The organism is Achromobacter sp. NPDC008082, assembly GCF_042957345.1.
Taxonomy (GTDB): Bacteria; Pseudomonadota; Gammaproteobacteria; order Burkholderiales; family Burkholderiaceae_B; genus Achromobacter; species Achromobacter kerstersii_A.
On sequence record NZ_JBIBIB010000002.1, the window covers coordinates 164,243 to 190,799 of the forward strand.

A 26,557-nucleotide genomic window follows, 5' to 3' on the forward strand; every position below is an offset into this window, starting at 1 on the left:
GTGTTACTCGGCGCTGGACGGGCCGCGCGACGGCGAACGGCGCGGACGGCGGCGCTTGCGCGGGCCTGACGACGTGGACGGGCCTGCGCCACCGACGCCACCCCCATCACCCGCTTCACGCGGCAGGCGCGAGACTTCTTCGATCATGTCGGCGCGGGTGACGTCGTCGGCGTTAGCCAAGTCCATCCACCATTGCGCGAGCACGCTGTCGAACTCGCCGGCCGCGGCGCGCAGTTGCAGGAAATCGCAGGCGGCGCGGAAACGCGGCTGCTCGATCATGCGGAAAATCGTCTTGCCCATGCGGCGTTCGAAACGCGGTTGCATGAACCAGATCTCGCGCATGTCGGACGAGAAGCGGCGCTGGATGGCGAGCTTTTCGGTCTGTTCGTCCAGCACGGAATCCGCCGCTTGCGACAGCGCGGGAATGGTGTGCTCGCCCTGGGCGCGCAGCTGCTTCCAGCGCACGTCCACCTGCTGCCACAGCAGCGCGGCGAACAGGAAGCTGGGGCTGATGGTTTTGCCGGCGCGCACGCGGGCGTCGGTGCGTTCCAGCGCGAGTTCCACGAAGTGCTCGCCGCCCGGCTGTTCCAGCACCACGTCCAGCAACGGCAGCAAGCCGTTATGCAGACCGTCTGCGCGCAACTGGCGCAGGCAATCCATGGCGTGGCCGCAGGTCAGCAGCTTCAGCATTTCGTCGAACAGGCGCGACGCCGGCACGTTTTCAATGAGCTCGGCCATGGTGCTGATCGGCTGGCGCGTGGCCGGGTCGATCGTGCCATTGAGCTTCGCGGCAAAACGCACGGCGCGCAGCATGCGGACCGGGTCTTCGCGGTAACGCTTGACCGGGTCGCCAATGATGCGGACCTGGCGCTTTTTCAAGTCGGCCACGCCATTGTGGTAGTCGATGACTTCCTCGTTGTGCGGGTCGTAGTACAGCGCGTTCATCGTGAAGTCGCGGCGCTTGGCGTCTTCTTCCTGCGAACCGAACACGTTGTCGCGCAGGATGCGGCCGTGCTCGTCGGTTTCCTGCTCTTCCGAGGCGGGCGCGCGGAAGGTGGACGTTTCGATGATTTCCTGTCCGAACACCACGTGCACCAGCTGGAAGCGGCGGCCGATGATACGGGCGCGGCGAAACAGCGGGCGGATCTGTTCGGGCGTGGCGTTGGTGGCCACGTCGAAGTCCTTGGGTTCCAGCCCCACGATCAGGTCGCGCACGGCGCCGCCGACGATAAAGGCGTCATAGCCGTGCTGGCGCAGCACTTCGCAGACCTTGATGGCGTGGCGCGAAACGTTACGGCGGTCGATGCCGTGCTTGTCGCGCTCGATGCGCAACGGCCCCCGGGGTGCCGGCGCGAACAAGCGGCCGACGAATTTTTTTATGGTGTCAGTGATCATTTAGGACTTCGAGTCTTCCATGTGGTCGAACAAGTCGATCACTTGCCAGCCACGTTCCTGAGCGATATTGCGCAGGGTCGGGCTGGGGTTGGCGGCGATCGGACGGGTCACCTTTTCGAGCAGCGGTACATCATTGACCGAATCGCTATAGAAAAACGATTCGGAGAAATCCGCAAGCCCCAGGCGCATCGCGGACAGCCAATCGTTCACGCGCACCACCTTGCCTTCCTTGAAACTGGGCGTGCCCAGGATGCGGCCGGTGTAGCGGCCGTTCAGGTATTCGGCGTCGGTCGCCACCAAATGCGGCACGCCAAAGGCGCGGGCGATGGGGGCGGTGACGAAGCTGTTGGTCGCCGTGACGATGGCGCACAGGTCGCCAGCATCCAGGTGGGATTGCACCAGCGCGCGGGCGTCGGCGGTGATGGACGGGCGGATGACTTCACGCATGAATTCTTCGTGCCAGTCCGCCAGGTCATAAGGAGAATGCGCCGCCAGCAGGCCCAGCATGAACTCGGCGGCCTGTTCGGCGGTGAGTTCGCCGCGGTTGTAGCGGTCCATCAGGTCGTCGTTCTGACGGCGGGCTTCGTCCGGGTCTCCCGCACGGCCCGTGCGTGCCAGATAGTCGGCCCATTGGTAGTCGCTATCCAGCGGCAACAGGGTGTGATCCAGGTCGAACAGGGCGAGACGTCGGGAGGTCATGTGCGTTGTGAATCAGGGTCTGCGAGCATGGCCCGCAACAAAGGCAAGGTGATGGGACGGCCGGTGGCCAGGGAATAGCGGTCCAGCGCGTCGATCAGCGCGGCCAGTTTGCGGATGTCGCGTTCGTGGTGAATCAACATCCAGTTGATGATTTCAGGCGCCAGATGCATGCCGCGTTCGGCGGCCTGCGCGGATAGCGCGGCGAGCTTGTCGGCGTCTGACAGCGGGTCCAGGCGGAACACCAGGTCCCAGCCCAGCCGGGTGCGCAGGTCTTCGCGCAGCGGCATCGATAGCGGGGCGCGGTCGCCCGCCAAGGCCAGCGCAAAGGCGCGGCCGGTGGCGGCGGATTCACGCCAGCGGTTGTAGAGCGCGAACAGCGCGGCCTGGCGGGTGTCGTCCATGCGGTGCACGTCGTCCACCGCCACGAACTTGGGCATGGGCGATTTGGAATCGGCTTCGGCCAGGCGGCGCAGCATCGTTTCGCCCTTGGCGGGGTCGATGAAGACGGCGTCGGGGCGGGCGGTCAGCGCGCGCAGCAGATGCGTGCGGCCACAACCGGCTGCGCCCCAGATATACAGGGCGCGGCCCGGATTGAGCGCGCGCACGGCTGCCAGCGCTTCCCCGTTGGGGCCGGCGATGTAGTTGTTCAGCGATGGCGCTGGCGCGGGAAGAACGTCGAGCAGCAGCTGGCGGTTCATGAGAGGTTATCAATCAGGCTGGTTCGGTACTGCCGCAGCCCGGCACAAACACGGCCCGGCACGACGATTGCATCGCGGGGGCGCGCAGCGGCGCAGGACATGCCGGTGTTGCCGGAAAAGCCAAAAAACGGTGAAGCAAGGGGCCGGAGCAAGGCCTTTCCAGGCGCTATCCGTCAGAAACTGGCAAAATCCATACCGGCCAACCCGACACTTTAAACCACCTGGGGGGATGGTGTCGCGCCCAAGGGCTTTGCCTGGCTTGGGTTTGCGCCCTTTTTTGCCCCCTGGCCGGTCAGACCGGCCCCTGCCGCAATCCCCACGCGCGGCCGGTTCGATCCCTGCTCAACGCCGCAACATCGTAAAATGCAGGGCGTTCCACCAAATTCCCAGCAATTGTTACATACCCCACGGCATTTCTCATGACGAATCAACCTAAAGCCCCCTTGACCTACCGCGATGCCGGTGTCGACATCGACGCAGGCGACGCCCTGGTCGACCGTATCAAACCCCTCGCCGCGCGCACCATGCGCCCCGGGGTGCTGGCCGGTATCGGCGGCTTTGGCGCCTTGTTCGAAGTGCCGAAGAAGTACAACGAGCCCGTGCTGGTCTCGGGCACCGACGGCGTGGGCACCAAGCTGCGCCTGGCGTTCGAGTGGAACCGCCACGACACCGTGGGTATCGACCTGGTCGCCATGAGCGTCAACGACATCCTGGTGCAGGGCGCTGAACCCCTGTTCTTCCTGGACTACTTCGCCTGCGGCAAGCTTTCGGTGGACACGGCGGCGTCGGTGGTGGGCGGCATTGCCAAGGGCTGCGAATTGTCGGGCTGCGCGCTGATCGGCGGCGAAACCGCTGAAATGCCGGGCATGTACCCGGACGGCGAATACGACCTGGCCGGCTTTGCGGTGGGCGCGGTGGAAAAGGCCGCCATCATCGACGGCAAGTCCATCAAGCCGGGCGACGTGGTGCTGGGCCTGGCCTCCAGCGGCGTGCATTCCAACGGTTTTTCGCTGGTGCGCAAGATCATCGAACGCGCCGGCGCCAAGCCCACTGACGACTTCCACGGCCAGCCGCTGGTTGACGTCGTGATGGCGCCTACGCGCATCTACGTGAAGCAAGTGCTGGCCGCGCTGGCCAAGCACGGCGCCGGCATCAAGGGCCTGGCCCACATCACTGGCGGCGGTCTGCTGGACAACGTGCCGCGCATTCTGCAAGCCGGCCTGTCGGCCAAGCTGCACCGTGACGGCTGGGAAATGCCCAAGCTGTTCCAATGGCTGCAAGAGCAGGGCGGCGTCGAAGACACCGAAATGCACCGCGTCTTCAACTGCGGCATCGGCATGGTGCTGGTGGTGGACGCGGCTCAGGCCGACGCCATCGCCGCCACGCTGCGCGAGCAAGGCGAAACCGTCAACAAGATTGGCGAAATCGTCGAGCAGACGGAAGGCATGGCGCAGACCTTCGTGGTGTAAACCGCGCGCGGGTCTTTGGCCTTGCATGAAAAAACCCGCCGATGGCGGGTTTTTGTTTTTGGGATGGGCGACGCGGGGAAGACGGCTTAAGCCTTGCCTGCCAGCGCCATCGCTACCGCATCGATGGTCTGCGCCACGGCGTCGGGCGCCAGGCAATCCACGATGACGCGCTCGGGCTGGGCGCGCAGCCACGTGATCTGGCGCTTGGCCAGTTGGCGCGTGGCGGCAATGCCCTGTTCGCGGGCGGTGGCCAGATCGATCTCGCCATCCAGATGCGCCCACATCTGCCGGTAGCCCACGCAGCGCACGGAAGGCAGGCCGGGATGCAGATCGGCGCGCGCGTGCAAGCCCCGCACTTCATCCAGCAGGCCAGCCGCCAGCATGGCGTCAAAGCGCTGTTCGATGCGTGCGTGCAGCGCGCTGCGCTCGGACGGTTCAAGGCTGATCGTCAGGTATTGATTCGCGTCGTCGTCCGGCTTGCGCTCGCCGCGTTGCAGCAGCGCCGACATCGGCTGGCCCGACAATTGGCAGATTTCCAGCGCACGCTGGATGCGCTGGCTGTCGTTGGGCGCCAGGCGCGCGGCGGTGATGGGGTCCAGCACCGCCAGTTCGGCGTGCAGCGCCGGCCAGCCGTGGACGGCGGCGCGGGCTTCAAGCTCCGCGCGCAAGGCGGGATCGGCCTGAGGCAGGTCGTCCAGCCCGTCGCGCAGCGCTTTGTAGTACATCATCGTGCCGCCCGCCAGCAGCGGGATGCGGCCACGCGCGCGGATCTCGCCGATCAGGCGCAGCGCATCGGCGCGGAACTCGGCGGCGGAATACGACTGCGCCGGGTCCAGGATGTCGAGCAGATGCTGCGGCACGCGCGCCTGTTCTTCGGGCGACGGCTTGGCGGTGCCGATGTCCATGCCGCGATAGATCGTGGCGGAATCGACGTTGACGATTTCCATCGGCCAGCGCTCGGCCAGCGCCAACGTGGACGCGCTTTTGCCGGCGGCGGTGGGGCCAGCCAGGCAGATGACCAGCGGCGTATTGCTTGCAGGGGTAAGGGAAGACGGCAAACTATTGTCCGCGCAGAAAGAGCTTGTCCAGGTCGGACACCGACCACTGCACCCAGGTCGGGCGGCCATGATTGCATTGGTCGGCGCGCTCGGTGGCTTCCATCTGCCGCAGCAGCCCGTTCATTTCTTCAATGGTCAGCTTGCGGTTGGCGCGCACGGAGCCGTGGCAGGCCATGGTGGACAGCAGCTCGTTGCGTTGCTCCGTCAACAAGCGCGACACGCCCACCGCGCCCAGATCGCGCAGCACGGCGCGGGCCAGCGTTTCGATGTCGCCGCGCGCCAGGATGGCGGGTACAGAACGCACGGCGATCGACGTGGGGCCTGACGGGCGCATCTCGAAACCCAGATCGCTGAGTTGTTCGTCGAATTCTTCCACGATGGCCACGTCCTTTTCCTGCGCGTGGAACACGACTGGCACCAACAGGTCTTGGCGCGGCAGGCTGCGGGCGTCCAGCGCCTGCTTCAGCTGTTCGTAGACGACGCGTTCGTGCGCCGCGTGCATGTCCACCAGCACCATGCCGCGGCGGTTCTGCGCCAGGATGTAGATGCCGTGCAACTGCGCAAGCGCCATGCCCAGCGGATGTTCTTCATCGGCGGGCAGCGTGGCGGCCGCGCGGGGTTCACTGACTGGCGTGACCTTGGCGGCCGTGTCGTCGCCCAGCGGGCGGTACAACGATTGCCAATCCGCGGCGGGAATGCCGGCGGGCTCCGCGTGCAAGCGGAACGGCACCTGGGTGTGGGCGCGTTGCGGGGCGGGAGACGGGCGCAGGCCATACGCGGCGTTTGAGGGGTTGCCGCCGGCGTAGCCGGGGCGAGGCGAGTTCGCAGCGGACGCCGACGCTGCCGCGTGGCCCGCCGCACTGTGCGGGGCATTATGCGAGACGCTATGCGAGGCATTGTGCGAGGCGCTGTCAGGCGCGCTGTCAGGGGCGCTGTCAGGGGCGAGATGGGGCGGGACAGGGGCTGCGTTTGCCGGCCCGCTTTCAGCAGGACGCGCCACGGTTTCAAAGCCGCCATCTTCCGGCGGGTTCTGTGCGGCGGAGGCGCCGGGGGGCGTGACCGCGGACGAGCCGCCCGTCTGCGCCAGCGTCTGGCCAACGGCATGCGACACGAAGCGGTGCACAGCGCCGCTGTCGCGGAAGCGGACTTCGTGTTTGGCCGGGTGCACGTTCACGTCCACGGCGGCGGGGTCGATGTCCAGGAACAGCACGTAGGCGGGCTGACGGTCGCCATGCAGCACGTCGGCATAGGCCGCGCGCAGCGCATGGCTGACGGTGCGGTCGCGCACATAGCGGCCGTTTACGTACAGGTATTGGCGGTCAGCGCGGGCGCGGGCGGCAGTGGGGCGGGTGATCATGCCCGCCAGGCTCACCGTGCCAACCGCATGCGACAGCAGCAGGCCATGTTCGGCGAATTCCGCGCCCAGCACGTCGCGGATGCGCTGCGGCGGCTCGGCGGGCAGCCATTGGCGCTGCGCGCGGTCATGGTGGAACAGCCGGAACGCAATCTGGGGATGCGCCAGCGCAATGCGCTCCATGGCGTCAACGCAATGGCCGAACTCGGTGGCTTCGGATCGCAGGAACTTGCGGCGTGCAGGCACCGCGTCAAACAGCTGGCGCACATCGACGGTGGTGCCTGGCGGGCCGGATGCCGGGCTGACCTGCATGCTGCCGGCGTCGATTTGCCAGGCGTGTTCGCCGTCGCGGGTGCGCGAAATGATGGTGACCTGGGCGACCGACGCAATCGATGCCAGCGCTTCGCCGCGAAACCCCATCGACGCCACCGACTCCAGTTCGTTCAGCGAGCGGATCTTGCTGGTGGCGTGGCGGGCCAGCGCCAGCGGCAGTTCTTCAGGGGGAATGCCGCCGCCGTCGTCAGTGACGGCAATCCGCCGGATGCCGCCGCCTTCCAGGCGCACTTCGATGGCGCGACCGCCCGCGTCAATCGCGTTTTCAAGGATTTCCTTGAGCACGGAGGCGGGCCGCTCGATCACTTCGCCAGCGGCAATCTGGCTGATGAGCAGGTCGGGAAGCGCAAGAATGGAACGGCGTTCGGTCATTAGGCTCAAGTCTGGTGGGGCTATGTGGACGATTTTAGCGTCATGGGCGGGTGGGCTATAGTCGCTGGGAAATTTCCTTCCTCCGATCCTTCCGGGCTGCTGAATGCTTGAATTCTTCAATATGGTGCTCCACATCGACAAGACGCTGGGCGTCTGGGTCGCGCAATACGGCGTGTGGGTGTACCTGGTGCTGTTCCTGATTGTCTTCGCCGAGACGGGCCTGGTCGTGCTGCCCTTCCTGCCGGGCGATTCACTGTTGTTCATTGCCGGCGCGTTTGGCGCCACAGGCCATATTGATCCGGTCTTGATGGCGGTGCTGCTGATTGTGGCGGCCATTACCGGGAACACGCTGAACTACATGATCGGACGCTATATCGGTCCACGCGTGTTCTCGATGAACCTGCGCTTCCTGGACCGCGGCGCGCTGATGCGCACGCACGCGTTCTATGAAAAGCACGGCGGCAAGACCATCGTGATGTCGCGCTTTATTCCCGTCGTCCGCACGTTTGCGCCCTTTGTCGCGGGCGTGGCCGACATGCCGATGTCGCGCTTCCAGTTGTTCAACATCCTGGGCGCGCTGTTCTGGGTGGTCAGCCTGGTGGCGGCCGGTTATTTCTTCGGCAACATCCCGCTGGTGCGCGAACACCTGAACACCATTGTGCTGCTGGGTCTGGCCGCCGCCATCGTGCCGGTGGTGGGCGCGGGCGTGTTCAAGCTGATCAAGTCTCGGCGCGCGTAAACCGCCAGAGCATGAAAAAAGGGGCGATGCGCTTGACGGCGCATCGCCCCTTTTCTTTTTACTTCAGCGTAATCAGCTGACGTCGCCCAACCGCGCCAGCGGCGGGTTGGCGGTGAAGTAGCGCTGAATGCCGGTCATCATGGCCTGGGCCAGCTTGTCCTGGTGCGAATTGCTGCGCAGCAGGGCTTCTTCCTGCGGGTTGCTGATGAAGGCGGTTTCGACCAGCACGGACGGAATATCAGGCGCCTTCAACACCGCAAAGCCCGCCTGTTCGACGCTGTTCTTGTGCAGGCGGTTGATCTTCTTGATCTCGTCCAGAAAGGCGTTGCCGACCTTCAGCGAATCGTTGATCTGCGCGGTGGTGGACAAGTCCAGCAGCACCTTGGCGACCTGGCGGTCGTGGCTGCCCAGGTTGACGCCGCCGATCAAGTCGGCTGCGTTTTCTTTGTCAGCCATCCAGCGGGCCTGCGCGCTTGTCGCGCCGCGCTGCGACAACGCGAACACCGACGAGCCATTGGCCGACGGCTTGACCCAGGCATCCGCGTGAATCGAGATGAACAGGTCGGCATGGACCCGCCGCGCCTTTTGCACACGCACATGCAAGGGCACGAAGTAATCGTCGTCGCGCGTCAGGTAGGCGCGCATATAGGGCTGGCTGTCGATCAGCGCCTTCAGGCGCCGGGCGATGCGCAGCACCACATCTTTTTCACGCAGGCCGCTGCTGCCGATGGCGCCCGGGTCTTCACCGCCATGGCCGGGGTCCAGCGCGATGGTCAGCATGCGCTGCTTGCCGCGGCTGGCGGTGGCGGGCGGCGGCTTGGGAGCCGTGGGCAGGGGCGGCGCGGGCTGCTGGCCGCGCACGCGCGGCGGCTCCGGCGGGTCGGCACGGGTGACCGGGTTGCGCTGGATGTCTTCCAGGATGCGCGCCAGCGGGTCGTCCACATCGGGGCCGCTCTTGTTCAGAATCGCAACGAGCGGGTCCTGGGCGATCTTGGGATACAAGTCCAGCACCAGGCGGTACTGGTAATCGGCCACGGGCTTGAGCGTAAACACCTGCGGCGCCACGGGCTGCTTCAGGTCGAACACCAGCCGCACCACGTTCGGGCGGTTCTGCGCCACGCGCAGGCTTTGGATATAGGGGTCGTCCGGGCGGACTTTGGAAACCAGGTCGTTCAGCGCGGCGCTGATGGTCAGGCCTTCGATATCCACCACCAGCCGGTGGGGGTTTTCAAGCGTGAATTGTTCCGCTTTGAGCTCGCTGTCGAGCTCCAGCGTGACCCGGGTGTATTCGTCGGCCGGCCAGGTACGCACGGCCAGGATGGTAGCCGCCTGCGCCAGACGCGGCAGAACCGGCAGGACGAGCAGAGTGGCAGCTACGCTGATCAGGCGGCGCCGGGTGGCGCCTGCCGAGGGAAGGGCGCCGTCTTGGGCGGGGGGACAATCGCGTTCAACCATGTTTGTCCTCGAGCGGTGTACGCGGTCAGGGTGGCGTTGCGTCCCTCATCGGCATAAGCCAGGGAAATCAGCAGGTCGGGAGGGGGTAAAAGGCCCTCGGCCCGTTCCGGCCATTCGATCAAAACCACCGCGTCTTCACGCAGTAAATCCCGAAATCCTGCGTCCAACCATTCGCGCGAATCACTAAATCTATAAAAATCAAGATGATAGAAGTATAAGTTAGAAATTTTATAGGATTCAAGCAGCGCGTAGCTAGGACTTTTGATTCGGCCCGTGATGCCGCATTCCCGCAACAATGCCCGTGTGAAGGCCGTTTTGCCTGCGCCCAGGTCGCCTTGAAGGTGGATGCAGGCGCCTGCCGGGCCGGTCTGTCCCCCGGAAACCAAAGGGGCAAGCTCGCGCGCCAGCGATTCCGTGGCGGCTTCGTCGGGCAGGTACATCGTCAGGCTGCAAAGAGGGGCGGACATGGCGCGGGGCGAGTGGTAAAAAACGGTGGAGGGATCTCGGATTTTCGCAATTATAGGAATTCGGGTTTCTGCTAATCTAATAACTGATTGCTATTCTCAATATGTCGCTTCAGGCGGACGCCGCCGATTGCGACTGACAGCCGCCACACGGAGTTGTACGCGCCATGAAGACCCGCATCGAAAAAGACACGTTTGGGCCCATCGAAGTCCCCGAGGATCACCTTTGGGGCGCCCAAACGCAACGTTCGCTGCATTTTTTCGCGATTTCCACCGAGAAGATGCCCGTTCCCCTGGTCAACGCCATGGCGCGCTTGAAGCGTGCGGCCGCCAAGGTCAACGCCGAACTCGGCGAGTTGGACCCGAAGATCGCCGACGGCATCATCCGCGCCGCCGACGAAGTCATCGACGGCAAATGGCCCAATGAATTCCCGCTGTCCGTCTGGCAGACCGGATCGGGCACGCAAAGCAACATGAACATGAACGAAGTGCTGGCCAATCGCGCTTCGGAATTGCTGGGCGGCGTGCGCGGCGAAGAGCGCAAGGTGCACCCGAATGACCACGTCAACCGCGGCCAATCGTCCAACGACACGTTCCCGACCGCCATGCATGTGGCGGCCGCCGTGGAAGTCGAACACCACCTGCTGCCGTCGCTGAAAAAGCTGCGCGCGACCTTGGCCGAGAAGAGCGCCAAGTTCTATGACATCGTCAAGATCGGCCGCACCCACCTGCAAGACGCGACGCCGCTGACGCTGGGCCAGGAATTGTCGGGCTATGTGGCGCAGCTGGATCTGGCCGAACAGCAGATTCGCGCCACGCTGCCGGGCCTGCATCAGTTGGCCATTGGCGGCACGGCGGTTGGCACCGGTCTGAACGCGCATCCGCAATTCAGCGCCAAGGTGTCCGCCGACCTGGCGCACGCCACCGGCACGGCCTTCGTGTCGGCTCCCAACAAGTTCCAGGCGCTGGCCTCGCACGAAGCGCTGCTGTTCGCGCACGGCGCGCTGAAGTCGCTGGCCGCGGGCCTGATGAAGATCGCCAACGACGTGCGCTGGCTGTCCAGCGGCCCCCGTTCGGGCTTGGGCGAAATCAGCATTCCGGAAAACGAACCGGGCAGCTCGATCATGCCGGGCAAGGTCAACCCCACGCAGTGCGAAGCCATCACGATGCTGGCCGCGCAGGTGCTGGGCAACGACGTGGCCATCAACATCGGCGGCGCCAGCGGCAACTTCGAACTGAACGTGTTCAAGCCGCTGGTGATCCACAACTTCCTGCAATCCGTGCGCTTGCTGACGGACGGCATGGCCAGCTTCAACGAGCACTGCGCGGCCGGCATTGAGCCTAACCACGAGCGCATTGCTGAACTGGTCGATCGTTCGTTGATGCTGGTGACGGCGCTGAACCCGCACATCGGCTACGACAAGGCCGCACAGATTGCCAAGAAGGCGCACAAGGAAGGCTTGTCGTTGAAGGAATCGGCGCTGGCGCTGGGCTACGTGACCGAGGCGCAATTCGCGGAATGGGTGGTGCCGGGTTCGATGACCAACGCGCACAAGGCGTAATTGCACGACACGACGCCCGCCTGCTGAAAGCCGGCGACTCACAGGGCCGCCCAATGTGAATTGGGCGGCTTTTTATTGAACGTTTTTATTGGCCGGTTTTTACTCAGCGGCGATGTTCACTGGTCACCGGTCAGCCCTGTCCGGCCAATAGCAGCCACATCGGAATCGTGGCCGCCGAGCACAGCGTACCCAGTGAAATCAGCACCGCCACCATGCGGCCATCGCCGCCCATGCGCATCGCCAGCACGTACGCGGCGGAGGCCGTGGGCAAGGCTGCGAACAACAGCAGCATGCGCGCTTCAAGCGGCGGCAGCCCAAGCAGGTGCGCCACGCCCAACGCTACCGCGGGCAGCGCCACCAGCTTGACCGCCAGCATCCACGCGATCAACGTTCCATACCCCTTGCCGCCTTCCCATGCCAGGCTGGCGCCCACGCACAGAATGCCCAGCGCCAAAGCCGCCGCACCCAGCCGCGCGAAGACCGTGTCGACCGGCCCCGGCAAGTGCAAGCCCGCCAGGTTGCAGGCCAGGCCCAGCAAGGTGGACACCACCAGCGGATTGCGCGCCAGCTCGCGCAGCAGGTTGCCGCCGTTGTGGCGCGCCAGTCCGTAGACGGCGGCCACGTTGGCCATGGGCACCGCGAAGCCGATGATGAGCGCCATCACCGTCTGGCCCGCCGAGCCTGCCAGGCTGGCCGATAGCGCCAAGCCGATATACGTGTTGAAGCGATAACCGCATTGCGCCGACGACGCCAGCCCCAGCGATGATGGCCGCAACACCAGCCCCGCCAGCCACGACAGCGCGACGCCCGCCGCCACCACAGCCGCCGTCGCCTGCAAGAGCACGACGGCGTTGCCCGCTGTAATGGGCGTGCGCAGAATGGACTGAAACAGCAACGCGGGGAACAGCACGAAGTAGACAAGCCGCTCGGTGCCGGCAAAGAATTCGCGCGTGAAACCTAGCTTGTGTCGCAACGCCCAACCGAGCGCAACCAGCATGAAATCAGGGAAAACCAGAAGAGCAACCGACATGAGGCAGAGTCGTTTTTATGGGCCGTTGGCGGAGGATGAACGCGCTATGCGTGTGTAAGCATTTGCTGCTATTCTCCGTCATTCTGGCGGGCGCGTCTGCCACAAGCAACTCATAAAAGCAGCGCCACACACGCTGCACAGAAGCAATGCGCTCCCACCGTTATCTGCTGGCCGTCTACAGACGGGACCATCTCAAAACGGGCCGTTTACATACGGGCTCGCAAATCTTGGAGGAAACACATCTATGAATAAAGTTCGCTCCCTGGCCGTGGCTATCGCCGTGGCGACTGGCGCCGTTGGCACCTTTGGCGCGACTGTCGCGCACGCTGCCGACAAGTATCCCAGCAAGCCTATCCGCGTGATCGTTCCGTTCGCGCCCGGCGGTTCCACCGACATCATCGCGCGCCTGGTGACGCAGCGCATGAGCCAGGAACTTGGCCAGCCGATGGTTGTGGAAAACAAGGGCGGCGCAGGCGGCGCCATTGGCGCATCCGAAGCCGCGCGCGCGGATGCCGACGGCTACACGCTGTCGATCGCCACGGTGTCGACGATGGCCGTCAACCCGGCATGCCGTCCGAAGGACCTGCCGTACGACCCGATCAAGGACTTCCAGCCGGTCACCAACTTCGCCAACACCGCGAACGTGGTTGCCGTGAACCCGAAGTTCCCGGCCAAGGACTTCAAGGGCTTCATCGAAGAGCTGAAGAAGAACCCGGGCAAGTACTCCTATGGCAGCTCGGGCACCTGCGGCGTGCTGCACTTGATGGGCGAATCGTTCAAGATGGCCACGGGCACCGACATCGTGCACGTGCCGTACAAGGGTTCGGGCCCGGCCGTGGCGGACGCCGTCGGCGGCCAGATCGAAATCCTGTTCGACAACCTGCCGTCCTCGATGCCGCAAATCCAGGCGGGCAAGCTGAACGCCATGGCGATTGCATGGCCCGAGCAGATCGCTTCGGTCAAGGGTGTGCCCACGTTCAAGGACGCTGGCTTCCCGGTGCTGAACCAGCCGGTCTGGTACGGTCTGCTGGCCCCCAAGGGCACGCCGATGGACGTCGTGAACAAGCTGCGTGACGCGGCTGTCGTGGCCCTGAAGGACCCGAAGGTCATTAAGGCGCTGGACGATCAAGGCTCGGCGCCGTCGGGCAACACGCCGGAAGAGTTCGCCAAGGAAATCAAAGAGCAGTATGACTGGGCTCAAGACGTGGTGAAGAAGCAGAACATCAAGCTGGACTGATGCTGCGCGGGGGCGGGCTATGAAGCCCGCTTCGGCCACCACAGAGCGGGCGCCTTGTTTTCAGGCGCCCGTTTTTTTATGCTCACGCCGCCGCATCCAGCGCCGCACCGCTTGCATCGCACGCGGCCCGCAGGCGGTCGATCAGGTCGCGATGCAGTGCCGACAGCGGATCTTGATTGCGCACCATGATGCTGATCGGCACGCGCAGCGCGGGGTCCAGGCGGCGCAGGTTCATGCCGGGGCGCAGCATCGCCTGCGCCGTGATGGCGTCGACAATCGCGTCGCCGCAACCCGCATCAACCAGCGCGCACGCCACGTAATGCGTCTGCACCTGGATGGCGACTTGCGGCTCCAGGCCTTGCGCATCCAGCGCCATTTGCAGCAGCGCGCCAGAGGCATCGCTGGCATCCAGCACAATCAGCGTCTCGCGCGATACCCCGGCCAGTTCCGACAAGGGCATCGGCCCCGACGCGGGCTTGCGGCTCAAGTGCACCAGTTCGGTATGGCCCAGTCCCATCCGCGTGAGGCCCGGATAGTCGTTGGTGTCAAACGTGATGGCTAGGTCCAGCTCGCGCGTCAGCAGCCCTTGCACGAGTTCGGTGCTGTGATGGGTGTGGATATCAAAGGTGATGCCCGGCTGCGCATCGCGGCTGTCGCGCACCACACCGGGCAGCAGCCCCAGGCCGAGCGCGGGCGCGCAGCCCAGCCGCAGATGCCCGTTGGGCCGGTCGCGCAAGCTGGCGACCAGCCGGCGCACGCTGTTCAGATCCTGATTCAAGCGCGCGACTTCGGGCGTCAGGATTTCGGCCTCGCGCGTGGCGACGAGCCGGCCCTTGACGCGTTCAAACAGTTTGAAGCCCAGCTGTGCTTCGGCATGCGCCAGCAATTTGCTGGCGGCGGGCTGCGAAATATGCAGCGCCGCCGCCGCTTCGGTCAGGGACCCGGTACGGCGGATCGCTTCGAAAATTTCGATGTGACGCAGGCGCATGACAGATGGCATAAGAGAGACCAGAACCGCGATTCTATGTCGGATGCGCAGATGTCGGGCTGACCGTGACAAAACCATCGCGCTGGCGCGACAGCGGCGGTTGGCTTGACTATCATGAACGCCTGCCGAACTACCGGCCTCACTTCGGAGCTGATCATGCGCGCCTGCCGCCCCGCCGCCGCCTTCCTGCTTGCCGCTGCCCTGGCTGAACTTGTGGCCCCGCCCGCCGCGTGGGCGCGCGGGCCGCAGGCGGTTGAAGACATCAACCCCGAAGCCGCCAGCGGCGCCCGCGCCCGCGCGTTGGTGCGCGCGCCGCACTTCATGATGGTGTCGGCTAATCCGCTGGCCACGCAAGCTGGCGAGGAAATGCTGCGCCAAGGCGGCAGCGTGGTGGACGCCGCCATTGCCACGCAGCTGGTGCTGAACCTGGTCGAGCCGCAATCATCCGGCATCGGCGGGGGCGCCTTCATGGTGCTGTATTCGGCCAAGACCGGCCGCATTCAAACCTACGACAGCCGCGAAACCGCGCCTGCCGCCGCGCGCCCGGATCGCTTTCTGCAAGCCGATGGCAAACCGCTGCCGTTCGCGCAGGCCGTCAACAACGGCATGTCGGTGGGCGTGCCGGGTCTGCTGCGCGGCCTTGAACTCGCGCACAAGGAAGGCGGCGTGCTGCCTTGGGCCGATTTGTTCCAGCCCGCCATCCGGCTGGCCGAACAGGGCTTTGCCGTGTCGCCACGGTTGCATACGCTGCTGACGGGCAACAAGGCCCTGCCCAAACAGGCGGCGGCCGCCGCGTACTTTTATGCGCCCGATGGCGCGGCGTGGCCGGTGGGCCATGTGTTGAAGAACCCCGAGTTCGCGCGCACCTTGCGTGCGGTGGCGAAGCAGGGCGCCGATGCTTTCTACCAGGGCGACATCGCGCGCGACATCGTGGCCGCCGTGCATGGCCACGCCACGCCGGGCGACCTGAGCCTGGACGATCTGGCAAGCTACCGCGCCAAGACGCGCGAGCCCGTGTGCGGCGCGTATCGCGGCTATCAGCTGTGCGGCATGGCGCCGCCCAGCAGCGGCCCCATCGCGGTATTGCAGATGCTGGGCGAGCTTGAGCAGTACCCCATCGCCACTTACGCGCCGAACTCGGTGCAGGCCGTGCACTACTTTTCTGAAGCCGGCCGGCTGGCGTTTGCCGACCGCGACTTCTACGTGGCCGACCCGGACTTCGTCAACGTGCCGGTAAGCGCTTTGCTGAACCCCGCCTACTTGCGCGCACGCGGCGCGCTGATCAAACCCGATCGCAGCATGAAGGTCGCGCTGCCCGGCGACCCCGAAGGCAAGCTGCTGACGCTCGGCCGCGACAACGCGCTGGAATTGCCGTCCACCAGCCATCTGGTGGCGGTGGACAAGCAGGGCAATGCGTTGTCCATGACGACCACCATCGAAAGTGAATTCGGCAGCAAGATCTTCGTGCGCGGCTTCTTGCTGAATAACGAGATGACGGATTTCTCATCGTCGTTCAAAGACCCGGAGGGCCGGCTCGTGGCTAACCGCGTCGAACCGGGCAAGCGCCCGCGCAGCGCAATGGCGCCGATCATCGTGCTGCGCGACGGCAAGCCCGTGATGCTGGTGGGCTCGCCCGGCGGCAGCGCCATCATCAACTATGTGGCCAAGACTATCGTGGGGGTGCTGGACTGGAAGCTGGATATCCAGACGGCTATTGCGCTGCCCAATATGGGCAGCCGCAACAAGGAAACCGAGCTTGAAAAAGGCACGGCGCTGGAAGCCTTGGCGCCCGCGCTTGAAGCCATGGGACACCCCGTGCGCATCACCGAATTCCCCAGCGGCATTCACGGCATCGTGATCGATGACGATGGTTTGCAAGGGGGCGTGGACCCGCGCCGCGAAGGGCTGGCGGCGGGGGGCTGAATCGGATTGGTTCCGATGGCAGCGGGCGGCTGATGCAGCCCGCTGCTGCCAACGACTATTCCAACGACGCCGGATCGAGTTCCATGCGCGCTTCGCGGCGATGCGCCATATACGTCACGCCCCACATCACCACGCCCAGCAACAGCAGCCAGCCCGCCACTTGATACTGGATTACGTCACGGCCCGTCAGCGGCGTGACCAGGAACAGGCAGGCCGCCGCGCCCAGCCACGGGATGATGCGGTTGATGCGAAAGTGTTCGTGCTTGACCTTGTCACGCCGCAGCACCAGCACCGCCACGTTGACGAAGGCGAACACGCCCAGCAGCAGCAAGGCCGTTGTGCCGCCCAGCGCGCGGATGGCTTCGGAGTCCGCCAGCGCCACCAGCACAATCAGGGCCAGCGCCAGTACGGTGGTGAACAGAATGGCTGTCCACGGCGTCTGGTTCTTGCGATGCACGTGCGCCAGAAATGCCGGCAGCACGCCTTGGCGCGACATGCCATACAGCAGGCGGCTGGCCATCATCATGTTGATCAGCGCCGAGTTCGCTACCGCGAACATCGAGATGATGGGCATGATGTATTCCACCGGCAGACCGGGCGCTGCGCGCTTGACCACCAGCACCAGCGGCGTCGAGCTCTTGGCCAGTTCGCCTACCGGCACCAGCGCCACGGCGCAGATCGACACCAGCGTGTAGATCACGGCGGTCAGGCCCAGGCCGGTCAGCATCACCTTCGGGAAAATGCGGCTGGGGTTATGCGTTTCCTCGGCCATGTTGACCGAGTCTTCGAAGCCGACCATGGCGAAGAAGGCGAGCGCGGTGGCCGACGTCACGGCCAGGAACACGCTCTTGTCTTCAGGCGTATCGAACGCGATCACGCGCGAGAAATCCGCCTTGCCTTCCGACATGGCGTAGAAGCCCAGCAAGATCACCATCAGCAGGCCAGACAATTCGATCAGCGTCAGCACCACATTCGCTTTGACGCTTTCGGCTGCGCCGCGCAGATTCACCAGCATCACCAGCAGCATGAAGCCCAACGCGCCGAACGTAATCCACGCCTTGTCGGCCTTGATGCCGAATGCCGCGAACAGGTTGGCGGCAAACGCCTGCGAGGCCGTGGCGGCGGACGTCAGGCCCGAGCACATGACGGTGAAGCAGACGATGAAGGTCAGGAAGTGCACGCCAAACGCCTTGTGCACATAGAGCGCCGCGCCGGCCGCCTTGGGGTACTTGGTGACGAGTTCCAGGTACGACAGCGCGGTCAGCAATGCGACGGCGAACGCCACCAGAAAAGGCACCCAGGCCGCGCCGCCCACTTCGGCGGCGACCTGTCCGGTCAACGCATACACACCGGTGCCAAGGATGTCGCCCACGATGAACAACAACAACAGCTTGGGTCCCATCACCCGCTTGAGCGGGGCTTGTCCATCTTGCTGGACTGGGCTTTTCGTTTCGTTTGTAGCCAAGGTCCTTCTCCTCTTTCTTGGACTTGGGGGAGTCGACCCGAAAAGTCTAAGGGGAGGAGGTTGCGGACGATGCTACAGCGGTGCAACGAAATGTCTTAGTTGTTGGGATTCGTTGGCGCGAGCGCCGGCGGCAGCTTGCGCAGCGTGGCGGGCGTGCGCGACAGCTTGATGGGCGAGCCCACGCCTTGGTAGTCGCCGTGTTGCAGCACCATGCCGCGATGCTTCGTGTGCGGATGCGCAAGCGCTTGGTCCACCGTCTGCACGGCAGCAGCCGGCACGCCTGCGCGCAGCAGGCGGTCGGCCAGTTCCGCCGCGTTCTGGTCCGCCAGCAGGGCGGACAATTCATCACGCAGCGCCTGCCGGTTTTGCAGACGATCGGCGTTGTGGGCGTAGCGCGTATCGGTTGCCAGCGTTGGCGCGCCCAGCACCTGCGCCATCTGTGCGAATTGGCGGTTATTGCCCACGGCCAGGAAGATCGGGCCGCTGGCGGTAGGCAGCGTTTCGTAGGGCGCGATGTTCGGATGCGCATTGCCGCTGCGTTGGGGAACTTTGCCGCTGTAGAAGTAATTGGGCGCGTGCGGATGCAGCAGCGACAGCGCGCAGTCGTACAGCGTGATGTCCAGGAATTGGCCCAGGCCGCTGCGGGTGCGCTCGTTCAAGGCCAGCAGAATGGCGACGGCCGCATTCAGCCCCGTCACCATGTCGACCACCGGCAGGCCGACGCGGGTGGCGTCGCCATCCGCTTCGCCGTTCACGCTCATCAGGCCACACATGGCTTGCGCGCAGGCGTCATAACCCGGCAAACCGCCCAGCGGGCCATCGGCCCCGAATCCGCTGACTCGGCAATGGATCAGCTTGGGGAAGGCCTGGCTTAGCGTGTCGAAACCCAAGCCCCATTTTTCCAGGGTGCCGGGCTTGAAGTTCTCGACCAGCACGTCGGCATCGGCCAGCAGATGGCGCAGCAATTCCCGGCCCGCGGGTTGCGACAAGTCCAGCGTCATGCCGTCCTTGTTGCGGTTCACGCCAACGAAGTACGACGCCGTGTCGCCCAGAAAGGGCGGGCCCCACCCGCGCGTTTCATCGCCGCCGGGCGGCTCGATCTTCAGCACGTCGGCGCCGTGGTCGGCCAGAATCTGCGTGCAATACGGGCCGCCCAACACGCGGGACAGGTCGATCACTTTGCACCCGGCAAGCGCGCCGGCATTCGGTAGGGTGGGGGCCATAGGGTTCAGCTTCAGTCGATGGAAACGTTGGCGCTCTTGATGAGCTCGCGCCACTTGGGGACTTCGGTGGTGATGAAGGCGGACAGGCCTTGCGGCGATTGGTCCTGCGCTTCGACGATGCCTTGCGAGTGCAGCGTCTGCTTGATGCCGGGGTCCGCCAGCGCGGTCTTGAACGCCTGGTTCAGGGTGTCCACGACGTCGGCCGGCGTGCCCTTGGGCGCGACGATGCCGAAGAAGACGCTGACGTCATAGCCTTTCAGCCCTTGCTCGGACAAGGTGGGCAGATCGGGCAGCGCGTCGGAACGTTGCGCGCTGGCCAGGCCAATGGCGCGCAGCTTGCCAGCCTTGATGTAGGGCAGCGCGGTCAGGATGTCGGTGAACGACATCGATACCTGTCCGCCCAGCAGATCATTCAGCGCAGGGCCGGTGCCCTTGTAGGGGATGTGCATGATCTGCGTGCCGGCCATCTGGTTGAACAGAATGCCCGCCAGATGCGACGACGCGCCGTTGCCGGACGATGCATAGCTGAGCTTGTCCGGATGCTGCTTGGCGTAGGCGATGAGCTCTTGCGCGTTGTTCACCGGCACCGACGGGTTCACGACCAGGATGTTAGGCAAATGGCCCAGGCGGATGATGGGCGCGAAGCTGGTCTCGGGGTTATAGCCCTGGCGCTTGTACAGGCTGACGTTGATGGCCAGCGGCCCCGAGGTGCCGAACAGCAGCGTGTAGCCGTCGGGCTTGGCCGACGCCACGTATTCCGAGCCGATGTTGCCGCCCGCGCCGCTGCGGTTTTCAACAATGACGTTCTGCTTCAAGGGCTCGCGCAGCTTTTCGGCCAGCCGCCGCGCCATGGCGTCCGTGGGGCCGCCGGGCGGGAACGGCACGATCAGCGTGATCGGGCGGGCGGACGGGTAGGCGTCGGCCGCCAGGGCGGGCGTGGACGGGGCCACGGCGGTGGCCGCCGCCAGCAGCAAAGGGGCGAAAAGGCGTTTCATGGTGGTGTCTCCTGTGGGGGGCGCGCCGGCTGTGCCGCCGGCGTCGGATTACAGCGCGTATTGCAGAATGGTCTGGCAGGCCGCGCTTTCGTTGGGGGGAATGGCGTAGGGGTCGCGCGGCGCCAGGCGGTGCAGCAGCACCTGGTCAGCCAGTTGCGCGCGGGTGTCCAGGCCGGGGCCGGTGGCTTCCCAGCGCAGCGCGGCCATCGACACGGCGTGGTACAGCAGGGAGGCGGCCTGACGCGCCAGTTCGGCATGGTCGCCTTGGGCCGCGTGGTCGGCCAACGCAAAGCTCTTGTCCAGCGCCTGGGCTTGCAGATCGGCCAGCGCGGGCGGGCAGGGCACGCCATCGGCCAGCAGCTGGTTGATGTGGGCGCGCAGCGCGGGCAGCGACCCTTCCTTCTTGATGGCGCGCAGCACGTCCAGCGCCACGATGTTGCTGGTGCCTTCCCAGATCGAACCCAGATGCGCGTCACGCACCAGACGCGGCTCGGTCCATTCCTCGATATAGCCGCAGCCGCCGCGCACTTCCATCGCGTCGCCGGTGACCTTGCGCGCATCGCGGCAGGCGCGGAACTTGATCAGCGGCGTCAGGATGCGGGCCAGCGCCGGGTCGGCCGTGCCGTGGTCCGCGTCGGCCAGCGCACGCGCCGTCTGGAACATGACGCTGCGCGCCTGTTCGGCCCACACGGTCATCTTGACCAGCTGACGCTGCATCAGCGGCATATCGATCAGGCGCTTGCCGAAGGCGCGGCGGTGTTGCGAGACGAAAATCGCTTCGGTGACCGCACGCCGCATCAAGCCGGCCGCGCGCATGCCGTTGGACAAGCGCGAGTTGTTGATCATGTCGGCCATGTGCTTGAAGCCGCGGCCGCGTTCGCCGACAAGCCACGCCACGGCGCCTTCCAGCCGGATTTCGCCGCTGGCCATCGAGCGCGTGCCCAGCTTGTCTTTCAGGCGGAGGATGCGGTAGTGGTTGTGGCTGCCGTCGGCCAGGTCGCGCGGCAAGAGAAAGAGCGATACGCCCTTCAACCCGGCGTCGGGCTCGCTGCGCGCCAGCACCATCGCAAAGCCCGCGTCGGGATTCGAGCAGAACCATTTGTCGCCATGAATGCGCCACGTGCCATCGGCTTGCGCTTCGGCGGTGACTTCGGTGGCGCTGACATCCGACCCCGCGCCCTGTTCGGTCATGAACATGGCGCCTTGGCGCAGCGCGTAGAAATCTTGCGACGTGACTTGCGGCAACACGCGTTCGACCAGGGCGGGGTCGCCGAACTTGCGCAAGGTGCGCGCCAGCGAATCCGTCATGCTGACCGGGCAGCACAGGCCGAATTCGGCTTGCACGAACAAGTGGCTCAGCGCGTACTTGGCCGCGGCCGGCATGGGTTCCGGCCAGCCCAGCACGCCGCCGCGGTGCGACAGCGCGGCCAGGCCAAACTCGCTATAGGCCAGGCGCTCAAGCTCGACATAGGCCGGGTGCTTGTCGATGCGGGACTCATCGGTGCCGGCGCGGCTGCGCACGGACAACGTGGGCGGATGCTTGTCGGCCGTGGCGGCCAGTTCGTCCATGACGCCGCCCGCCAGCCCGCCCAGGCGTTCCAGATGCGGCAGCAAATGGGCATGCAATGCGGGCGGCAGGTAGCGCTGGCTGAGCGCGGCCGCATAGGGGTCCGCGTTGAACAGGTTCAGGCCACGGGAATCGGGGACGGGGGTGGCGCCGGCAGACGAAACAGCGGCGGGAGCAGAGGGGAGAACAGGGGTGGGGGCGGCGGTCTTCACGGGCGTATCCATGGCGGCATCCTGCGCAAAACGGGGGTGATTGGCCGATGGTGCGCGGATGGATTAATCTACGCAAATACTGTTTTCGTGTAGAACAATCCATAAAAAATATAGATAAAGGGGAGACCATGGATCTGGACCCGCGCCTGTTGCGCTATTTCATTGCGGTGGCCGAAGAGCGCCACTTCAGCCGCGCCGCCCACCGCCTGCACATTTCCCAACCGCCGCTCAGCTACGCCATCCGCCAGCTTGAAGACAACGTCGGCGCACGCCTGCTGGCGCGCACCAGCCGCCATGTCGAGCTCACCGACGCCGGCCACGTGCTGTACCGCGAAGCGCTGACGCTGCTGCGGCAAGCCGAAGAGGTGCGCACGCTGGTGCAGCGCGTGGATGCAGGTCTGCGTGGCCGGCTGCGTATCGGTTTTGTAGGGTCGATGCTGTATCGCGGCCTGCCCGCTTTGCTGAATGCGATGCGCGCCGAATTGCCCGATGTGGAGCATGTGCTGACCGAGCTGAACTCGCACGAGCAGATCGAGGCCGTGCGGCGCGGCGAGCAGGACCTGGGCTTCATCCACGCCAACCCGGTGCCTGAAGAAGTGCAGGCGCGTGACCTGATGGCCGAACCCTTCGTCGTCTGTCTGCCGGATTCCCATCCGCTGGCGGGCCGCCAGTCGTTGCGCCTGGCCGAGCTGGCGGGCGATGACTTCGTGTTCTTCGCGCGCGCGGCATCGCCCAGCTATTACGAGACGGTGCTGTCGATGTGCGTGGCGGCCGGCTTCATGCCGGTGGTGCGGCACGAGGTGCGCCACTGGCTGAGCGTGGCGTCGCTGGTGTCGCAGGGTTTGGGGGTGTCGATCGTGCCGGCGTGCTTGTCGCGCAGCGGCTTGGCGGGCACGCGCTTCATTACGTTTGAGCACGAGGCGCGCTCGATCAGCCAGGTGATCTGGCCGGCCGAGGCGCGTTCGCCATTGCAGCACAAGGCAATGGCGCTGGTCGCAAACCAGTTTCCGTATGTGGCTGCGGCAGCCGACGCTGCGGCAGCCGGTGCTGCGGCGGCCGATGCCGCGGCAGCCGACGCTGCCGCCGACTGAAGATCAGCGGAAGACGACGGTCTTGTTGCGGTTCAGCAGGATGCGGTGTTCCACATGGCTGCGCACGGCGCGCGACAGCACCAGCGATTCAATGTCGCTGCCGACCTGGGTCAGATCTTGCGCGGTCATCGTGTGGTCGACGCGTTCGATGTCCTGATCGATGATCGGGCCTTCGTCCAGGTCGGACGTCACGTAGTGGGCGGTGGCGCCGATGATCTTCACGCCGCGCGCATGCGCCTGGTGATACGGGCGCGCACCCTTGAAGCTGGGCAGGAAGCTGTGGTGGATGTTGATGGCGCGGCCGTTCAGCGCGCGGCACATGTCCGCCGACAGGATCTGCATATAGCGGGCCAGCACGACGAGGTCGGTATTGGAATGCTCCACGATCTCAAGCACCTGCTTTTCCTGTTCCGCCTTGGTCTCCGCCGTGACGGGCAGGTAGTGGAACGGGATGCCGTAGGACGCGGCCAGCGCGGCGTAGTCGTTGTGGTTCGACACGATGGCGGCCACTTCGGCGTGCAAATGCCCGCTATGCACACGGAACAGCAGGTCGTTCAGGCAGTGCCCTTGCTTGCTGACCATGATCAGCAGGCGTTCCTTGCGGCGCGCGTCGTGCAGCTTCAGGTCCATGCCGTAATCGGCGGACAGCGTGTTCAGGCGGCCGCGCAGGTCGTCGGCGGCCACGGCCACGGGCAGGTCAAAGTGCACGCGCAGGAAGAACTGGCCGGTTTCCTCGTCGCCGAATTGCTGCGAATCCAGGATGTTGCAACCCAATTCGAACAACAGGCCGCTCACGCGATAGACGATGCCCGTGCGGTCGGGGCAGGACAGGGTCAGGATGTAGTCGTTGTGCTGCATGGTGCGGGAATAGACCGAAGTAAGAATAAGGATAGGGGCGGAATCAGGCGGCCAGGCGCGCCAGGGTTTCTTCCGCCAGGGCCAGGCTGGAGGTCAGCCCGGGGGATTCGATGCCGAATAGATTCACCAGGCCTGGCACGCCATGCACGGCGGGGCCGGCAATGACGAAGTCGGCGGCGGGTTCGTGCGGGCCCGAGATTTTCGGCCGGATGCCGGTATAGCCGGGCGCCAGGGCGTTGTCGGGCAGCGCGGGCCAGTAGCTGCGCACGGCGGCGTAGAACACGTCGGCGCGCGCGGGGTCCAGCGTGTAGTCTTCCGTGCCGACCCATTCGGTATCGGGGCCGAACTTGGCTTGGCCGCCCAGGTCGAGTGTCAGGTGCACGCCCAGGCCGGCGTGTTGCGGCACGGGGTAGATCAGGCGCGAAAACGGCGCGCGGCCGGACAGCGTGAAGTAGCTGCCCTTGCACAGGTAATCGGTGGGAATGCTGGCGGGCGGCACGCCGTCAATGCGGCGGGCCAAGGCCGGGGCCTGCAAGCCGGCCGAATTGATCAGCACGTTGCAGGTCAGGGTCATGGCTTCGTCGCCGCCAAATTGCAGTTCGAAGCCGCCTTCGGGCCGGACACGGCCAGACACCAGCGGTGTGTGGAAAACGAATTGGGCGCCCGCGTTTTCCGCATCGCCCTGGAACGACAACATCAGCGCGTGGCTGTCCACGATGCCGGTTGACGGCGACAACAGCGCGGCCGTGCATTGCAGCGCCGGCTCCAGACGCATGGCTTCTTCGCCGGATAGGAATTGCAGATCGTCCACGCCGTTGGCGCGGGCGCGCTGTGCAATGCCTTCCAGTTGGGTCGCCTGGTCGCGGTCAGTCGCCACGATGAGCTTGCCCAGCCGCTGTTGCGGCACGCCGCGTTCGGCGCAGTACGCGTACAGCAGGTGTTTGCCGCGCACGCACAGGCGCGCCTTGAGGCTGCCCGCCGGGTAATAGATGCCGGCGTGGATGACTTCGGAATTGCGCGAGCTGGTGCCGGTGCCGATGGCTTCCGTGGCTTCGGTGACCAGCACGTCGCGGCCAGACTGCGCCAGCGCGCGTGCAACGGCCAGGCCGACCACGCCCGCGCCGATGACGACGCAATCAATATCCACGCTCATGGGGCTTTCCTTTCGGATCGTGCGCCGGCGGGCGTCAGGTCGAAGCCGCCTGCGTGAAAGACCAGGGGCGGCTCGGTACTGTGACCGCAGCGTTCCACTTCGCCCACCATGATGATGTGATCGCCTTCTTCGTAGCGGCTGCGGTTGCGGCATTCGAACCAGGCGGCGCAGTGGCCGTCCAGCATGGGCGTGCCGCCCGGCGCGTGGTGCACGGTCAAGCCGGCGTAGCGGTCGGGCGTCTTGCCGGTTGCGAAGCGGCGCGCCAACGCGATCTGTTCGGCGCTCAGCACGTTGACCACATAGCGCTCGCACTGTTCGAACGCCGCCAGCGACGACGACGAGCGCGACAAGCTCCAGAGGATCAGCGGCGGGTTCAGCGATACCGAGTTGAACGAGCTGACCGTCAGCCCGATGGGGGCGCCATCAAGGCCGGCGGCCGTGACCACCGTTACGCCCGTGGCGTAACGGCCCAGCGCGGTGCGGAAAAATGCGGCGTCAAAATCAGGGGAGGAGGCGGGCATGCAATCGTTAAGTCGGGCGGGCGCGCAGCGCGCCCGGCATCAAGGCGACAGGCGTTCGATCTTCCAGGACGAGCCGTCGGCGACATAGCGCAGCCGGTCGTGCAGGCGCGACGGCCTGCCTTGCCAGAATTCGATCGCGGTGGGCTTCAGGCGGTAACCGCCCCAGTGCGGCGGACGCGGCGGTTCATCGCCGAAACGTTCGCGGAATTCTTTCTCGCGGGCTTCCAGCGCTTCACGGGTGATGGGCTGGCTCTGGGGCGAGGCCCAGGCGCCAATGCGCGAACCGGCCGGGCGGCTGTGATAGTAGGCGTCCGATTCCTCGGCCGCGACTTTCTCCACCACGCCTTCGATGCGGACCTGGCGTTCCAGCGGCTGCCAGAAGAACAGCAGGCTGGCGCGCGGTTCGGCCAGCAGGTCGTGGCCCTTGCGGGATTCGTAATTGGTGAAGAACGTGAAACCGCGCTCGTCATAGCCCTTGATCAGGACGATGCGGGCGCTGGGCTGGCCCGAGGCGTCCACCGTAGCCAGGGTCATGGCGTTAGGTTCAGGCACCTTGGCGGCCAGCGCTTCGTCGAACCAGCGCGAAAACTGGTCGAACGGCGAGGCGGCGGCCTGGGATTCCAGCAGGACGTTCTTTTCGTAGCTTTGACGCAGATCAGAGACGGACATGAGGCGTGGGAGTCAGCGTGGATAACA

At 65.4% G+C, this 26,557-nt stretch carries 23 protein-coding genes; 6 read left to right on the forward strand and 17 right to left on the reverse strand.

All coding sequences use genetic code 11. The annotated features are described in order from the left end of the window. Positions 1-3 precede the first annotated feature (3 nt). From pcnB to hda, 3 genes are read right to left on the reverse strand one after another with little or no spacing between them, the layout of a single operon-like run. The gene (gene pcnB, locus ACFZAI_RS07815) at positions 4-1,395 is read right to left on the reverse strand and encodes a polynucleotide adenylyltransferase PcnB (protein WP_391566399.1); all 1,392 of its coding nucleotides are present in this window, start codon (positions 1,393-1,395) and stop codon (positions 4-6) included. Next, positions 1,396-2,094 carry an HAD family phosphatase gene (locus tag ACFZAI_RS07820; protein ID WP_054420586.1) on the reverse strand — a complete coding sequence of 233 codons (699 nt, stop codon included), beginning with the start codon at positions 2,092-2,094 and terminating at the stop codon, positions 1,396-1,398. It lies immediately after the preceding gene. Further along, positions 2,091-2,792 carry a DnaA regulatory inactivator Hda gene (gene hda / locus ACFZAI_RS07825; RefSeq protein WP_054420587.1) on the reverse strand — a complete coding sequence of 234 codons (702 nt, stop codon included), beginning with the start codon at positions 2,790-2,792 and terminating at the stop codon, positions 2,091-2,093. Before hda ends, ACFZAI_RS07820 begins: the two co-directional genes overlap by 4 nt. 419 nt (positions 2,793-3,211) lie before the next feature. Between hda and purM the strand changes: the two genes are divergently transcribed. Further along, entirely contained in the window at positions 3,212-4,261 is a 1,050-nt protein-coding gene (gene purM, locus ACFZAI_RS07830; protein ID WP_391566400.1) for a phosphoribosylformylglycinamidine cyclo-ligase, read from the forward strand. A gap of 86 nt (positions 4,262-4,347) precedes the next feature. On the opposite strand, the gene miaA is transcribed toward purM, so the two are convergent. After that, positions 4,348-5,319, reverse strand: coding sequence for a tRNA (adenosine(37)-N6)-dimethylallyltransferase MiaA (gene miaA, locus ACFZAI_RS07835; protein WP_391566401.1), 972 nt, complete (start codon positions 5,317-5,319; stop codon positions 4,348-4,350). Between the two features lies 1 nt (position 5,320). Further along, entirely contained in the window at positions 5,321-7,378 is a 2,058-nt protein-coding gene (mutL, locus tag ACFZAI_RS07840; RefSeq protein ID WP_391566402.1) for a DNA mismatch repair endonuclease MutL, read from the reverse strand. A gap of 103 nt (positions 7,379-7,481) precedes the next feature. Between mutL and ACFZAI_RS07845 the strand changes: the two genes are divergently transcribed. Continuing rightward, the gene (locus ACFZAI_RS07845) at positions 7,482-8,117 is read left to right on the forward strand and encodes a VTT domain-containing protein (protein ID WP_156336307.1); all 636 of its coding nucleotides are present in this window, start codon (positions 7,482-7,484) and stop codon (positions 8,115-8,117) included. Between the two features lie 72 nt (positions 8,118-8,189). Here the strand turns inward: ACFZAI_RS07845 and ACFZAI_RS07850 are convergent, their stop codons facing one another. Both ACFZAI_RS07850 and tsaE read right to left on the reverse strand, forming a co-directional pair. Then, positions 8,190-9,572, reverse strand: a complete 1,383-nt coding sequence (locus ACFZAI_RS07850; protein WP_391566403.1) for an N-acetylmuramoyl-L-alanine amidase — start codon at positions 9,570-9,572, stop codon at positions 8,190-8,192. Beyond that, on the reverse strand, positions 9,500-10,039 hold the full coding sequence (gene tsaE, locus ACFZAI_RS07855) for a tRNA (adenosine(37)-N6)-threonylcarbamoyltransferase complex ATPase subunit type 1 TsaE (protein WP_391566404.1): 540 nt from the start codon (positions 10,037-10,039) through the stop codon (positions 9,500-9,502). Before tsaE ends, ACFZAI_RS07850 begins: the two co-directional genes overlap by 73 nt. A 164-nt stretch (positions 10,040-10,203) precedes the next feature. Here tsaE and fumC point away from each other — a divergent pair, with 164 nt between their 5' ends. Then, positions 10,204-11,598 (forward strand): class II fumarate hydratase, encoded by a 1,395-nt coding sequence (fumC, locus tag ACFZAI_RS07860; protein WP_391566405.1) that lies wholly within the window; start codon positions 10,204-10,206, stop codon positions 11,596-11,598. A gap of 130 nt (positions 11,599-11,728) precedes the next feature. Here fumC and ACFZAI_RS07865 read toward each other — a convergent pair whose 3' ends face one another. Beyond that, positions 11,729-12,628 carry an AEC family transporter gene (locus tag ACFZAI_RS07865; protein WP_391566406.1) on the reverse strand — a complete coding sequence of 300 codons (900 nt, stop codon included), beginning with the start codon at positions 12,626-12,628 and terminating at the stop codon, positions 11,729-11,731. 244 nt (positions 12,629-12,872) lie between these two features. Between ACFZAI_RS07865 and ACFZAI_RS07870 the strand changes: the two genes are divergently transcribed. Next, positions 12,873-13,865: a tripartite tricarboxylate transporter substrate binding protein BugE gene (locus tag ACFZAI_RS07870; protein ID WP_391566407.1), complete on the forward strand. Its 993-nt coding sequence runs from the start codon at positions 12,873-12,875 to the stop codon at positions 13,863-13,865. A gap of 82 nt (positions 13,866-13,947) precedes the next feature. Here ACFZAI_RS07870 and ACFZAI_RS07875 read toward each other — a convergent pair whose 3' ends face one another. Beyond that, positions 13,948-14,853, reverse strand: a complete 906-nt coding sequence (locus ACFZAI_RS07875) for a LysR family transcriptional regulator (RefSeq protein WP_391566408.1) — start codon at positions 14,851-14,853, stop codon at positions 13,948-13,950. A gap of 156 nt (positions 14,854-15,009) precedes the next feature. Between ACFZAI_RS07875 and ggt the strand changes: the two genes are divergently transcribed. Next, positions 15,010-16,776: a gamma-glutamyltransferase gene (gene ggt / locus ACFZAI_RS07880; RefSeq protein ID WP_391566409.1), complete on the forward strand. Its 1,767-nt coding sequence runs from the start codon at positions 15,010-15,012 to the stop codon at positions 16,774-16,776. Between the two features lie 55 nt (positions 16,777-16,831). Here ggt and ACFZAI_RS07885 read toward each other — a convergent pair whose 3' ends face one another. The 4 genes from ACFZAI_RS07885 to ACFZAI_RS07900 form a co-directional block, all read right to left on the reverse strand. Next, a complete protein-coding gene (locus ACFZAI_RS07885; RefSeq protein WP_391566410.1) occupies positions 16,832-18,241 on the reverse strand; it encodes an APC family permease in 1,410 nt (469 codons plus the stop codon). 95 nt (positions 18,242-18,336) lie between these two features. Next, positions 18,337-19,464: a CaiB/BaiF CoA transferase family protein gene (locus tag ACFZAI_RS07890; protein WP_391566411.1), complete on the reverse strand. Its 1,128-nt coding sequence runs from the start codon at positions 19,462-19,464 to the stop codon at positions 18,337-18,339. Between the two features lie 11 nt (positions 19,465-19,475). Next, positions 19,476-20,459 carry a Bug family tripartite tricarboxylate transporter substrate binding protein gene (locus tag ACFZAI_RS07895; protein ID WP_391566412.1) on the reverse strand — a complete coding sequence of 328 codons (984 nt, stop codon included), beginning with the start codon at positions 20,457-20,459 and terminating at the stop codon, positions 19,476-19,478. A gap of 48 nt (positions 20,460-20,507) precedes the next feature. Next, positions 20,508-22,250, reverse strand: a complete 1,743-nt coding sequence (locus ACFZAI_RS07900) for an acyl-CoA dehydrogenase family protein (protein ID WP_391566413.1) — start codon at positions 22,248-22,250, stop codon at positions 20,508-20,510. Between the two features lie 116 nt (positions 22,251-22,366). Here ACFZAI_RS07900 and ACFZAI_RS07905 point away from each other — a divergent pair, with 116 nt between their 5' ends. Beyond that, positions 22,367-23,329, forward strand: coding sequence for a LysR family transcriptional regulator (locus ACFZAI_RS07905; protein WP_391566414.1), 963 nt, complete (start codon positions 22,367-22,369; stop codon positions 23,327-23,329). A 3-nt stretch (positions 23,330-23,332) separates the two neighbouring features. Here ACFZAI_RS07905 and purU read toward each other — a convergent pair whose 3' ends face one another. Genes purU through pdxH form a run of 4 tightly spaced genes read right to left on the reverse strand, consistent with a single transcriptional unit; the run spans position 23,333 to position 26,530 of the window. After that, positions 23,333-24,187, reverse strand: coding sequence for a formyltetrahydrofolate deformylase (gene purU / locus ACFZAI_RS07910; protein ID WP_391566415.1), 855 nt, complete (start codon positions 24,185-24,187; stop codon positions 23,333-23,335). Positions 24,188-24,230: 43 nt separating this feature from the next. After that, on the reverse strand, positions 24,231-25,340 hold the full coding sequence (locus ACFZAI_RS07915; RefSeq protein ID WP_391566416.1) for an NAD(P)/FAD-dependent oxidoreductase: 1,110 nt from the start codon (positions 25,338-25,340) through the stop codon (positions 24,231-24,233). After that, positions 25,337-25,861 (reverse strand): flavin reductase family protein, encoded by a 525-nt coding sequence (locus tag ACFZAI_RS07920; protein WP_054420602.1) that lies wholly within the window; start codon positions 25,859-25,861, stop codon positions 25,337-25,339. The genes ACFZAI_RS07915 and ACFZAI_RS07920 overlap by 4 nt, the downstream gene beginning before the upstream one ends. Positions 25,862-25,900: 39 nt before the next feature. After that, positions 25,901-26,530, reverse strand: coding sequence for a pyridoxamine 5'-phosphate oxidase (pdxH, locus tag ACFZAI_RS07925; protein WP_391566417.1), 630 nt, complete (start codon positions 26,528-26,530; stop codon positions 25,901-25,903). Positions 26,531-26,557: the final 27 nt, after the last annotated feature.

Excerpts from the sequence above, each read along its gene's own strand:
- ggt (WP_391566409.1), top strand. The coding sequence starts at position 15,010 with ATGCGCGCCTGCCGCCCCGCCGCCGCCTTCCTGCTTGCCGCTGCCCTG.
- pdxH (WP_391566417.1), bottom strand. The coding sequence starts at position 26,530 with ATGTCCGTCTCTGATCTGCGTCAAAGCTACGAAAAGAACGTCCTGCTG.
- ACFZAI_RS07905 (WP_391566414.1), top strand. The coding sequence starts at position 22,367 with ATGGATCTGGACCCGCGCCTGTTGCGCTATTTCATTGCGGTGGCCGAA.
- ACFZAI_RS07895 (WP_391566412.1), bottom strand. The coding sequence starts at position 20,459 with ATGAAACGCCTTTTCGCCCCTTTGCTGCTGGCGGCGGCCACCGCCGTG.
- ACFZAI_RS07900 (WP_391566413.1), bottom strand. The coding sequence starts at position 22,250 with ATGGATACGCCCGTGAAGACCGCCGCCCCCACCCCTGTTCTCCCCTCT.
- pcnB (WP_391566399.1), bottom strand. The coding sequence starts at position 1,395 with ATGATCACTGACACCATAAAAAAATTCGTCGGCCGCTTGTTCGCGCCG.
- ACFZAI_RS07920 (WP_054420602.1), bottom strand. The coding sequence starts at position 25,861 with ATGCCCGCCTCCTCCCCTGATTTTGACGCCGCATTTTTCCGCACCGCG.
- ACFZAI_RS07890 (WP_391566411.1), bottom strand. The coding sequence starts at position 19,464 with ATGGCCCCCACCCTACCGAATGCCGGCGCGCTTGCCGGGTGCAAAGTG.
- fumC (WP_391566405.1), top strand. The coding sequence starts at position 10,204 with ATGAAGACCCGCATCGAAAAAGACACGTTTGGGCCCATCGAAGTCCCC.
- ACFZAI_RS07845 (WP_156336307.1), top strand. The coding sequence starts at position 7,482 with ATGCTTGAATTCTTCAATATGGTGCTCCACATCGACAAGACGCTGGGC.
- ACFZAI_RS07875 (WP_391566408.1), bottom strand. The coding sequence starts at position 14,853 with ATGCGCCTGCGTCACATCGAAATTTTCGAAGCGATCCGCCGTACCGGG.
- purU (WP_391566415.1), bottom strand. The coding sequence starts at position 24,187 with ATGCAGCACAACGACTACATCCTGACCCTGTCCTGCCCCGACCGCACG.
- ACFZAI_RS07850 (WP_391566403.1), bottom strand. The coding sequence starts at position 9,572 with ATGGTTGAACGCGATTGTCCCCCCGCCCAAGACGGCGCCCTTCCCTCG.
- ACFZAI_RS07820 (WP_054420586.1), bottom strand. The coding sequence starts at position 2,094 with ATGACCTCCCGACGTCTCGCCCTGTTCGACCTGGATCACACCCTGTTG.
- ACFZAI_RS07870 (WP_391566407.1), top strand. The coding sequence starts at position 12,873 with ATGAATAAAGTTCGCTCCCTGGCCGTGGCTATCGCCGTGGCGACTGGC.
- hda (WP_054420587.1), bottom strand. The coding sequence starts at position 2,792 with ATGAACCGCCAGCTGCTGCTCGACGTTCTTCCCGCGCCAGCGCCATCG.
- purM (WP_391566400.1), top strand. The coding sequence starts at position 3,212 with ATGACGAATCAACCTAAAGCCCCCTTGACCTACCGCGATGCCGGTGTC.
- tsaE (WP_391566404.1), bottom strand. The coding sequence starts at position 10,039 with ATGTCCGCCCCTCTTTGCAGCCTGACGATGTACCTGCCCGACGAAGCC.
- ACFZAI_RS07915 (WP_391566416.1), bottom strand. The coding sequence starts at position 25,340 with ATGAGCGTGGATATTGATTGCGTCGTCATCGGCGCGGGCGTGGTCGGC.
- mutL (WP_391566402.1), bottom strand. The coding sequence starts at position 7,378 with ATGACCGAACGCCGTTCCATTCTTGCGCTTCCCGACCTGCTCATCAGC.
- ACFZAI_RS07865 (WP_391566406.1), bottom strand. The coding sequence starts at position 12,628 with ATGTCGGTTGCTCTTCTGGTTTTCCCTGATTTCATGCTGGTTGCGCTC.